General features: G+C 52.3%; 10 protein-coding genes and 1 pseudogene. 6 read left to right on the top strand and 5 right to left on the bottom strand.

Translation table 11 applies throughout. The features are described from left to right. On the top strand, positions 1-291 hold a 291-nt coding region (locus ACJHVI_RS01055; RefSeq protein ID WP_483182728.1), incomplete at its 5' end, for a transposase. A gap of 263 nt (positions 292-554) precedes the next feature. Here ACJHVI_RS01055 and ACJHVI_RS01050 read toward each other — a convergent pair. The 3 genes from ACJHVI_RS01050 to radC form a co-directional block, all read right to left on the bottom strand. Next, positions 555-1,268, bottom strand: coding sequence for a phosphate regulon sensor histidine kinase PhoR (locus ACJHVI_RS01050; protein ID WP_483182727.1), 714 nt, complete (start codon positions 1,266-1,268; stop codon positions 555-557). Positions 1,269-1,278: 10 nt separating this feature from the next. Continuing rightward, positions 1,279-2,229 (bottom strand): response regulator, encoded by a 951-nt coding sequence (locus ACJHVI_RS01045; RefSeq protein WP_483182726.1) that lies wholly within the window; start codon positions 2,227-2,229, stop codon positions 1,279-1,281. 116 nt (positions 2,230-2,345) lie between these two features. Continuing rightward, the gene (radC, locus tag ACJHVI_RS01040) at positions 2,346-3,041 is read right to left on the bottom strand and encodes a RadC family protein (RefSeq protein WP_483182725.1); all 696 of its coding nucleotides are present in this window, start codon (positions 3,039-3,041) and stop codon (positions 2,346-2,348) included. A 61-nt stretch (positions 3,042-3,102) separates the two neighbouring features. On the opposite strand from radC, the gene coaBC reads away from it, so the two are divergent. Genes coaBC through ACJHVI_RS01025 form a run of 3 tightly spaced genes read left to right on the top strand, consistent with a single transcriptional unit; the run spans position 3,103 to position 6,333 of the window. Next, complete coding sequence (gene coaBC, locus ACJHVI_RS01035) at positions 3,103-4,308, top strand: bifunctional phosphopantothenoylcysteine decarboxylase/phosphopantothenate--cysteine ligase CoaBC (RefSeq protein WP_483182724.1); 1,206 nt, start codon at positions 3,103-3,105, stop codon at positions 4,306-4,308. After that, positions 4,295-4,753: a dUTP diphosphatase gene (gene dut / locus ACJHVI_RS01030; RefSeq protein WP_483182723.1), complete on the top strand. Its 459-nt coding sequence runs from the start codon at positions 4,295-4,297 to the stop codon at positions 4,751-4,753. The genes coaBC and dut overlap by 14 nt, the downstream gene beginning before the upstream one ends. Beyond that, a complete protein-coding gene (locus ACJHVI_RS01025; protein ID WP_483182722.1) occupies positions 4,753-6,333 on the top strand; it encodes a glycosyltransferase family 2 protein in 1,581 nt (526 codons plus the stop codon). Before dut ends, ACJHVI_RS01025 begins: the two co-directional genes overlap by 1 nt. A 132-nt stretch (positions 6,334-6,465) precedes the next feature. Here ACJHVI_RS01025 and ACJHVI_RS01020 read toward each other — a convergent pair whose 3' ends face one another. Further along, a complete protein-coding gene (locus ACJHVI_RS01020) occupies positions 6,466-7,155 on the bottom strand; it encodes an MOSC domain-containing protein (RefSeq protein WP_483182721.1) in 690 nt (229 codons plus the stop codon). 197 nt (positions 7,156-7,352) lie between these two features. On the opposite strand from ACJHVI_RS01020, the gene yccS reads away from it, so the two are divergent. Both yccS and murI read left to right on the top strand, forming a co-directional pair. After that, a complete protein-coding gene (yccS, locus tag ACJHVI_RS01015; protein ID WP_483182720.1) occupies positions 7,353-9,401 on the top strand; it encodes a YccS family putative transporter in 2,049 nt (682 codons plus the stop codon). Next, positions 9,370-10,206 (top strand): glutamate racemase, encoded by an 837-nt coding sequence (gene murI / locus ACJHVI_RS01010; protein WP_483182718.1) that lies wholly within the window; start codon positions 9,370-9,372, stop codon positions 10,204-10,206. Before yccS ends, murI begins: the two co-directional genes overlap by 32 nt. 61 nt (positions 10,207-10,267) lie before the next feature. Here murI and ACJHVI_RS01005 read toward each other — a convergent pair. Then, positions 10,268-10,382: pseudogene (locus ACJHVI_RS01005) on the bottom strand (IS982 family transposase); the annotation flags it as partial.

Below are 10,382 nucleotides of genomic sequence, written 5' to 3'. Positions count from 1 at the left end.
TGTCCCTTTGCCCGCTTTTTAGAAAACAATCAATTAAAAGACGGCATCATGCGTAAAGCCCATCGCAAGCAACCTTTAAGCCGTGATGACATAGAGCGCAATAAGGGATTATCAAAAGTTCGCTATCGTGTAGAGCAGAGTTTTGCCATTTTGCACCGACTGTTTAAGTGTAAACGGGCGAGTTATTTTGGTTTAGAGAAAGTCAAAAGGCAAATGGTGTTGAAGGTGATGTGTTTGAATTTGTTGAAAGCAGCCAATAAGTTAAGGCTAATTGTGCCTATTGCTGCCTGAAAAGGCGGTAAGCAGCCTGAAATAGGCTGTTTAATGGGTATGAATGGGTAAAATTTAGGTAGATATTGCCATTTTTGTTGAAAACCCCAAAGCGCGTGCAAACCGCTTGCATGGCTTTGGGGTTTTGCAAAGGTTTCAGGCTGTAAGTCCAAGGCTTGTGCACGAACGGCGCACGCGCCGTTCTCCAACTGCGCCAGACGCAGCATATCTTCTACCAAGGATTGCATACGCAGACTATGGCTGCGCATTTCCTACAGAGGCATCTACCATTTCTCCGGTATATCCTCTTGATGCTGCATAATTTCGAAGAAACCGCATAAAACGGTAAGCGGCGTTCTCAGCTCATGTAAGGCATTTTCGACAAAGGCTTTGCGTCGCGCCTGCTCTTGATAATATTTGCTCACATCCCTTGCCAATAACAGCACCTCGCCTTTTTGAAAAAACAATTGCACGAATTCAAGCACATAATTGGACTCGGAAAGTAAGCGCAATAAGACACTGTCGGCAGACTGCATGCGTTCCCAAAATCCTTCCGCCCCTTCGCCGCGCAACATGAAATCGACTTTATTGCCGATATCCAAGCGACGGTCCAGTCCTAAAATTTCCTGCGCCTTGCGGTTAAAACCGAGCAGACGCCCCTGCTGATCGGTAATCAGCGCCACATCGGGAATATTATTAATCACGCGGTGATAAACGCTTAAAAAGCCTTGCAGGCGGCGTTTGCGTTTGCGTTTGCGTTTGCGTGACTGTTCGCGTGCGCGATAATGGCAGGCGGCTATTTCATCATAAGGAAGACTCAAATCCGGCGGCAATTTCTTGGCGCCTGCCCTCATCCAAGACAAAAGAACATGCTGCTGACGATATTGCCATAGCAATACAATCAGCAGCATGATGCTTAAGGGCCATGCGCCTAGGGAGAAAAAACTGCTTACTATCGCAACGGCGGCTAAAATAAAGCAGAACGTGAGAAGGCGCACAAATCTAAGTTTATAACATCGAACGAATGACCGCCGCCAAAGCAATCAACAGTCCTAAAGCGGCAAGACCGACCGCCACTTTGCCCAATTGCTCGGATTTAGCGACTTGTCTTTGCAAATAAACGACATCCAGACGCTGACGCTCGACATCGGCGCTAAAATCCAATAAAGCGGCATTGCTGCTTTGCGCACTCAGTTTTTCTTCCAAGCGGTTGAGACGTTGAGTCACTTCCGGCGGAGTGCTCGGTGCACTAGGTCTGCCGGCTTGTTGTGCGGCATTCAAGCGGGCTTCCAAATCATCCAAGCGCGATAAAATTTCGGGCGATAAGGCTGCAGCAGCCGGCGCAATCGGCATGGCGCTTTCTTGCAAGACCGGCATTTTCGCTTCGCGCGGCGCTTCTTTTACTGCGGCACGCGGCGGTGGTGCTTCCTCAAAAGTTTGATGCGCCGGAGCAAAGTTTTCCTGCGTTAATTCAAAAGGACTGTCACCGCTCAGACTTGCCGCCTTGCCGTAAATATTTGCCGATTTGGCAGGTTTGGCTTCTTCAACAGGCGGCGTAGGCGCTGCAGCCGGTGTTTGCGTCGGTTTGCTGCGTTTATTAAGCGCATTGAGCAAATGATCGAGGCGGTTGGCATCCGCCGGTTTGGGCAAATAGCCTGTCGCGCCGTGATCACGCGCTTTTTTGCGCGCTTCTTCGGAAATATCGCCAGAATACATAATCACTGGCACATGACGCGTTTCAGGATTGGCGCGCATACGCTCCAAACCTTCAAAGCCGTCAATCTCCGGCATCATGACGTCCATAAAGACCATATCTGGCATAAGGTTATGCTGAATCCAACGTTCGGCATCGACCACGCCCTCGGCTTCAGAAACTTCAATATCATATTGCGTCAATAGGCGTTTGAGCGTTAAACGCGCTAGACGAGAATCATCTACAATTAAAGCGGTTTTTAACATTTTCTACTCTCCATGTTTCAACACACAGAACGACACATAAAGCGTCTCTCTATGTGTTGCCCTAAATCGGAAGAGATTAGCCTCTCCCGATTCCATTTATGAAAGTTTTTATTATATTACCAAAAGCCGCTCTCACGCATAGAAATTATTTGATTGCCACATACAATAAAATGATCCAAAAGGCGCACTTGTATTGAGTTTAACAAATCGTCAATCCGCTGCGTCGTTTCTCTATCGGCTTGCGAAGGTTCAATGCTGCCGCTAGGATGGTTATGCACCAAAATCACTGCCGCCGCATTATGCTGCAAAACTTGGCGCAGCAGCTCGCGCAAGGAAATAGGGATTTCATTCGGCGCGGACTGTTCTCGAAACTGCGCAAAACCGAGATATTGATGTCCGCCATCCAGCAGCAAAACGCCCATTTCCTCCTGCGCCAAACCTTTATAGTGCATCAATAAAAAATCGCGTACGTCGTCGGCGGACTGGAAACGCCATTGCCGCTCTTGCAATTGGGCGGTGAGAAAACGTTTTGCCAATTCCGCCACCGCAAGAATCTCCGCAATTTTGGCATTACCCAAGCCTTTAATCGGCTGCAAATGCGCCTGCTCCGAACGCAATAAGCCCACCAGTCCGCCGCGCAGCTGCAAAATGTGTTGAGCAAATGCCAAAACGGAACGTCCGCCGCCGCCCGTGCGCAGCAGCAAAGCCAATAATTCATAATCCGCCAAAGCCTGCGCGCCCTGCCCCAATAGCCGTTCACGCGGCATATCCGCTGATGAGGATTGCGTAAGAGAGTTTGTTTTCCTATCCATGCAGGATAGAATACTGCCTTTCGCCTGACTTGCAAGGGCTTTTAGCGACTGGAACGGATTGATGGCAAAAATATTATTAGGTATTTGCGGCGGCATTGCTGCATATAAAAGCGTCTTGCTTGCGCGGCAACTCACGCAGCAAGGGCATGAAGTGAAATGCGTGCTGACCGAGCATGCGCAGCATTTTGTCAGTCCCCATACCTTGCAAGCCATCAGCGGCGAAACGCCGCGCAGCGATTTATTTGACAGCCAAGCCGAAGCCGCCATGGGGCATATCGAACTGTCGCGCTGGGCGGACGTCCTGATTATCGCGCCCGCCACCGCCAATACGCTGGCAAAACTCGCGCTCGGTTTGGCGGATAATCTGCTGAGCACGCTTTATCTTGCCAGTGCCGCAGATATTCTCATCGCCCCTGCCATGAATCATCTGATGTGGACGCACCCTGCCACGCAGGCGCATATCGCCACTCTTCAGCACCGCGCCAAACATCATCTCTTGCCGGTCGGCATCGGCGCACAAGTCTGCGGCGAAACAGGACCGGGGCGCATGGCAGAGCCTGAAGAAATTATCGCTGCACTCAAGCGTATTTTGAATACGCGTCAAGACTGGCAGGGCATCCGCCTGTGCATTACCGCCGGCCCGACCCGCGAAGCCATTGACCCCGTCCGCTATCTCTCAAATCACAGTAGCGGCAAAATGGGTTATGCGATTGCCGCTGCCGCTGCCGCACGCGGTGCGCAAGTCAGCCTGATTAGCGGCCCGACCGCCCTCGCCGTACCGCCGCATTGCCGCCTTATTCCCGTGATGAGCGCCGTAGAAATGCATGCTGCCGCCATGCAGGTCGCGGTCGAAAGCGATATTTTTATTGCCGCGGCGGCGGTAGCGGATTATCGCGTCAAGCACATCGCCGAACACAAACAGAAAAAAGACGTACACGGCACACTTAGCATTGAACTGATTGAAAATCCCGATATCGTCGCCGACGTTGCCGCGCTGCAAGAAAACCGCCCTTTTACCGTCGGATTTGCCGCCGAAACCGAACATCTGATTGAATACGCACGCCGCAAACGCGAGAAAAAAGGACTGGATCTCATCCTTGCCAATAATGTCCGCGAACAACCCTTCGGCGGCGATCATAATCACATCCACCTCATCAGCGCCGCAGAAGAAATCTCCCTGCCGCCGGCAAGCAAAACCGAATTAGCCGAGCAGCTGCTCGATCACATTCTTAAGCAATACCAAGAGACTCTCCATGTTAGCCATTGAATACAAAATCCTTGACCCCCGCATCGGCAGCAGCATCGCCCTGCCCGAATACGCCACCGCCGGCAGCGCCGCCATGGACTTACGCGCCGTCTTTGAAGGCGAAAGCCTTACACTTGCGCCAAACGAATGCCGGCTCATCGGCACAGGACTGGCATTTCACATCGGCAATCCCGATTACTGCGCCCTCGTACTACCGCGTTCGGGACTAGGCTATAAACACGGCATCGTTCTGGGTAATCTGGTCGGGCTGATTGACAGCGACTACCAAGGCGAGCTCAAAGTACCGCTATGGAACCGCAGCCAAACGCCTTACACCATCGCACTAGGCGAACGTATCGCCCAATTGATGTTCCAAGCCGTCGAACGCGCCAGCCTCCTGCCGGTCGCGACATTTAGCGCCTCCGAACGCGGCGAAGGCGGCTTCGGGCATACGGGAACGCAGTAATGCCGAAAAAAATTCCTATCAGCGCCACCATTTTGTGTAAAAACTCGGAAAAATATCTGCCGCAAGTGCTGGACAGCCTACGCAATTTTGATGAAGTACTGTTGCTGGACAACGGTTCGACTGACAATAGCCTGACCATCGCTGCCGGCTATCCCAATTGCCGCATCGAACAGCATGAATTTCTCGGTTTCGGCGCCATGAAGAATCTGGCGGCGCAATTGGCGCGAAACGACTGGATTTTTAGCATCGACAGCGATGAAATCCCCGATACCGAACTGCTCAATGCCATTAGCGCTCTGGATTTGGACAACCCAAAACAAGTCTTTTGCCTTGAGCGCCTCAACCATTATCGCGGACACGCAATTAAAGCCTGCGGCTGGTATCCAGATATTGTGCCGAGAATTTACCACCGTCGGCAGACCGCTTTTTCCAAACGCAAAGTCCATGAACGCCTGATCATCGCATCAGATATCATCTGTCAAAACATCGGCGGCTATTTATTGCATTACTCTTTTGCCGGCGCTGACGATTTGCTCGCAAAAGCGCAATTCTATTCTTCATTATTTGCCCAAGAACAAGCCTACCGTCAAAAAAGCTCGCTCAGCAGCGCCATTTCACATGCATTAGGCGCTTTTTTAAAAAGCTATATATTGAAAAAAGGCATCAGCTATGGCAAAGACGGCTTTTTAATTTCCAGCGCTAATGCCATCGGCACTTACTTCAAATACATCAAACTTGCCGAAGCCAATCAAGCGCTACCCATTTCGCTCGTCATTACCACCTATAACCGCCCTGATGCCCTTTCCCGCGTCTTAGAAAGCGCACTGCAACAAAGCCTGCCGCCACAAGAAATCCTCATCGCCGATGACGGTTCCGATGCGCAAACCGCCGCCGCCATTCAAGCTTTTACCACGAGAACTGCTATCCCCATTCGCCATATTTGGCAGGAAAACCAAGGTTTTCGCGCAGCACAATCCCGCAATCGCGCTATAGCTGCCGCCCGCAGCGATTACATCGTTATCATTGACGGCGACCTGATCCTACACCCACATTTTCTGCAAGATCATCAATACGCCGCTAAAAAAGGACTGCTTATTCAGGGCAGCCGCGTTTTGCTCAATCCGACACTCAGCCACAAAATACTCAATACGCCGATTCAAGCACCCTTTTCTCTGCCTTTTTACGCGAAAGGCATATTAAAACGTCATTCCGCCTTGCATTCCCCCTATTTCATGCGTGCAAATCTTAAGCAAGAAAACCAACTCTTAAAAAACATCAAAAGCTGCAACATGGGCTTTTTCCGCGCTGATGCCCTTAGCGTTAACGGTTTTAATAATGATTTTGTCGGCTGGGGACGAGAAGACAGCGAATTTGTCGCCCGCCTCTATCATCAAGGCATCAAACGCGCCAATTTGCGCTTCGGCGGCATTGCCTACCACCTGTGGCATCCGGAAGCCGACCGCGCCAGTTTGACGCAAAACGATGCCCTGCTTGCCGACACCCTCAGCGAGAAAAAAACATGGTGCGAAAACGGCATCAATGCCTTTTTACCCCCTCAGGATGAAGAAGAGCATTCATAGTCATTTAAAATAAAAATAATACATCGTTGCCAGCTTCCTTATGTACTAGATGTACACGGCGGTCGCTGTCGCCTTGTCTTATTTCTATTTTAAACGACTATAAAAAAATCCGCATGATTGCGGCTATTCCTGCTAAACCGTCTTCCCGAACAAACGCGGCTGCCAATCCTCCACCGCTCCCGTTTGCAAACGGCGGCTAAACAGCCGTTGCCATGAAGGCGGCAGCGGCAAATCCAGCAGGGATTGCAGCAGCGCGGCGTCGCAAACGCCTTGATGAATGATTGCCAGTATCCTCTCAATCGACCATTCGGGATACGGGCGTTCCAGTAAATACACTTGATCGCCAGCTTGCAGCGTGCCTGTTTGCCGCACACGCAAATACCAGCCGCAACGCAGACTTTCCTGCACGCGCAGCGCCATATCCGCTACCGCAAAACGTTCGTTTAATTTCCAGCAAGGTTGCCGCCCCTGACTGACGACACATTCGGCACTACCTATCCGCCACACATCGCGTATGCAGACTTGCGCCTCAGTCAGCCCGATAAGGCTTAAATTCTCGCCGAAAGCCCCCGCCTGCAAGGGAACGGCTGTCTTCGGCAATATGCTCTGCCAATAGGCATAATACTCAAAAGCATAGCAATGCAGCGCCTTATCGATGCCGCCGTGCACCGCTGTATCGCCGACCTCATCGCCCGCCAAACCCAATATGTCCACCGCTACCGCACCCCTTTGCGGCGATTTCTCTATCACGCTTCGACTGCCGCGGGCAAAATCCTTAGCCCGCCCGCAACGCACTTCTTTAATTTTGGCAATCACCTGCATAAAACCTCCCTAGTCTTTAAAAACAACAAGTTGAATAATGAATTTTGCACACACTGAGGCGACAACACAAGCGCAGCTCCAAAAAAGCAGGGCAAAGAAGAAAAACTATTTTACGCGATTGCCCAATGCGCCGCGCATTTTCTCCCGCCCTTGCAAAGAGGCGTATAATCCCAAGCCCTGATGCCCAGAAAGGACATATGATGAAATCCCTCCGCCTGCCGCCCTTAATTCTGCATACTTTGCCGATTTTTACCGCTTTTGCCTTCACGGCATGGCTGATTGCGCGCTTGAATTTGCGGGAAGCCGCCATTGCATTGGTGCTGGGCGTGATTGCCGGCGGATTGGCGGATATGGATCACCGCGCCGGCGGTCGTGTGCGCAATCTTTTTATCATTTTACCGACTTTCGGACTTTGCGCCTTGACGATACAAATCAGCCGAACCTATCCCCTCGCCTTATTCCTGCTCATGGCGGTGCTGGCGTTTTTCAGCACCATGCTCGGGGCAATCGATACGCGCTACCGTACCATCGGCTTTTGCAGCCTTGTCGTCGCGCTATACACCTTGCTGGCAGACAATGCCGCCCTGCCTTGGTATGCTAATCCGCTGCTGATTATGCTCGGCGCGCTGATTTGCCAATCCAGCATGCTGGGGTTTCAATTGCTATTCCCTAACCACCCCGTACAACAAAGCCTTGCCGCCTCTTTTCGCGTATTGGCAGATTATATGGACGAAAAAGCCCTATTCTTCGCGCCTGACGAAAAAGCGCAATTAACGACGGCGGAATACCGCCTCGCTGGCTTGACTGGGAAAGTGGCGGAAGCCTTTAACCACAGCCGCGACGTATTGTTCAACCGCTTGGCGGGCGGCAAAATGTCGCCTTTACGCCGCCGCCAACTGCAAGATTTTTTCAGCGCGCAGGACATCCACGAACGCATCAGCGCCGCGCATGTCGATTATCAAGACCTGCTGACACGCCTGCCGCACAGCGATTTGCTCTTTCGCATCGAACGCCTGATTCATTTGCAGGCGCAGGCTTGCCGCGCCTATGCCCGAGCCCTTGCTGCAGAGCAGAGCTTTGACTGCCCACCCGCCTTGTTGCGCGCACAAGCCGGTTTGCACAAGGCTTGGCAGCATCATCTCGCCCAAGCGACGCAAGAACACAGCCTTGCCGCCGTACTGCGAAATCTGGAAAAAATCAGCCTGCAATTGGAAAAATTAGGCAAAACAGAGCAGGCGCAGGACAGCGCCATGCACGCGCAAGACCGCCTGCACAACAACCAACTCTCCGATTGGCGGCAAATTCCCCAGCGCCTGCACGCCCATCTGCACGCCCAATCGCCCTTTTTCCGCCATGCCCTGCGCATGAGCCTGATGAGTTGCTTATGCGTGATAATCGTTGAAAGCCTAGACCTGCATCTCGGCTATTGGATATTGCTCACCGCCGTATTCGTCTGCCAGCCCAACCGCGCCGCCACGCGCAGCAAACTGGTGCAGCGCATCATCGGCACCTTAATCGGCGTACTGGTCGGCGGCTTATTGCCCCTATTGGCACCAGAGCGCATTACCCTGCTGAGCTTATTAGTACTGGCAAACACCTTTTTCTTTTACTTCCGCGCTCGCAACTACAGTTTTTCTACCTTTTTCATTACCGTACAAGTCTTTATTGGCTTTGCTTTGATAGATGTTAATTTGGGTGGTACCGTTTGGCGGCGAGTTTTCGATACCCTACTCGGCGCAGCAATCGCTTGGGGCTGCGTGCAATGGATTTTTCCCGAACGGCTTTATCAATCCTTGCCTCAGCTAATTCGCAAGGCTCTGCAAGCCAATGCCGACTATCTTGCCGTCATCAGCACGCAACTCCATCAAGAACAACGCGACGACCTTGCCTACCGCGCCAGCCGCCGTCGCGTTCATGAACAAGCTGCCGACCTTGCCAGCTTCGCCACCGAACAGCAGCAGCGCCAAGCCATGAACGCCGTGCAGGAAAATTACCGCCTTGTCTCACGCCTCTCCGCCTTGGCGGCGCACCGCGGACAACAAAACGCTCTCAGCGACATCGCCCTAGCACCGCTACTCAATATCATGTACGGCAAAGAAAAGCCCGACGCCCTCAATGCCTACATTCAACGCTTAGAACAAAGCCCGAGCCATAATGGCGAACGGCAACTGCTGCCGCTCTGCCAAGCCCTAGAAGCCCTCTACAAGGAAAGCCATGTCATCGGCAGCAGCCATCGGACTATTTGATTCTGGCATCGGCGGCTACAGCATCTGGCAGGCACTGCAAACCGAATTGCCGCAGGAAAACACCTGCTACCTCGCCGACAATGCCAATGCACCCTACGGCGACAAAAGTCCGTCCGAAATCCTCGCCCTCTGCGAAGCCGACTGCGCCTTTCTCATCGAGCGCGGCTGCAAACTCATCATCATTGCCTGCAACACCGCCACCGCGATTGCCGCCGCCGCATTGCGCAGCCGATACCACCTGCCGATTATCGGCGTCGAACCCGCCGTCAAACCCGCCGCCCTTGCCACACACAGCGGCAGCATCGGCGTACTCGCCACCAAAGCCACTCTGGAAAGCGAAAAATTCCTTGCCGGCGTGGAAAACCATGTAAAAAGCAAAGGCATCAAACTGCTCGCGCGCAGCGGCAGCGGATTGGTCGAACTGATTGAAAACAATCAATTGCACAGTAAGGAAATGGCGGCATTATTGGATGCACACTGCACCGCCTTTGCCGCCGCAGGTATCGACCAATTGGTGCTGGGCTGCACCCATTACCCCTATCTGCGTGTGCAATTGGCGGCACGATTGCCGCAGGTTAACATTATCGACAGCGGTGCCGCCGTCGCCCGCCACACCCGCCGCATACTCGCCGCCGCGCAACTGCTCAACTCGCAACCGCCGCATCAGGCACAACACGAATGGTTCAGCACGGGGGACAGCCGCATACTGGCGCAATTTGTACCGAGCGGCAACAGCGTAAAACAAATACGGCTTGCGACTATACAAGACTCATCTTACCGTAGTATAGCTTCTTCAGTATTTTGACTACAAAATTAAGACCCCTGCCAAACCCCTATATATAACCTGAGTTCGGGATAAGCCCCCTCTATTTAGCAGCCGCCAAAGCATTCTTCCCAAACATCTGCGGCTTATACGGAAACAAGCAATATGCCGTTAATCCAGAAATCAGATTCAACAAAAATCCCTTCTCTGAACGATGG

It is taken from the genome of Suttonella sp., assembly GCF_056855035.1.
This window is presented reverse-complemented; position numbering and strand designations above follow the sequence as displayed.

Bases quoted from the DNA above. Each gene is read 5' to 3' on its own strand.
- ACJHVI_RS01045 (WP_483182726.1), bottom strand. From the start codon at position 2,229: ATGTTAAAAACCGCTTTAATTGTAGATGATTCTCGTCTAGCGCGTTTA.
- radC (WP_483182725.1), bottom strand. From the start codon at position 3,041: ATGGATAGGAAAACAAACTCTCTTACGCAATCCTCATCAGCGGATATG.
- coaBC (WP_483182724.1), top strand. From the start codon at position 3,103: ATGGCAAAAATATTATTAGGTATTTGCGGCGGCATTGCTGCATATAAA.
- dut (WP_483182723.1), top strand. From the start codon at position 4,295: ATGTTAGCCATTGAATACAAAATCCTTGACCCCCGCATCGGCAGCAGC.
- ACJHVI_RS01025 (WP_483182722.1), top strand. From the start codon at position 4,753: ATGCCGAAAAAAATTCCTATCAGCGCCACCATTTTGTGTAAAAACTCG.
- ACJHVI_RS01020 (WP_483182721.1), bottom strand. From the start codon at position 7,155: ATGCAGGTGATTGCCAAAATTAAAGAAGTGCGTTGCGGGCGGGCTAAG.
- yccS (WP_483182720.1), top strand. From the start codon at position 7,353: ATGATGAAATCCCTCCGCCTGCCGCCCTTAATTCTGCATACTTTGCCG.
- murI (WP_483182718.1), top strand. From the start codon at position 9,370: ATGTCATCGGCAGCAGCCATCGGACTATTTGATTCTGGCATCGGCGGC.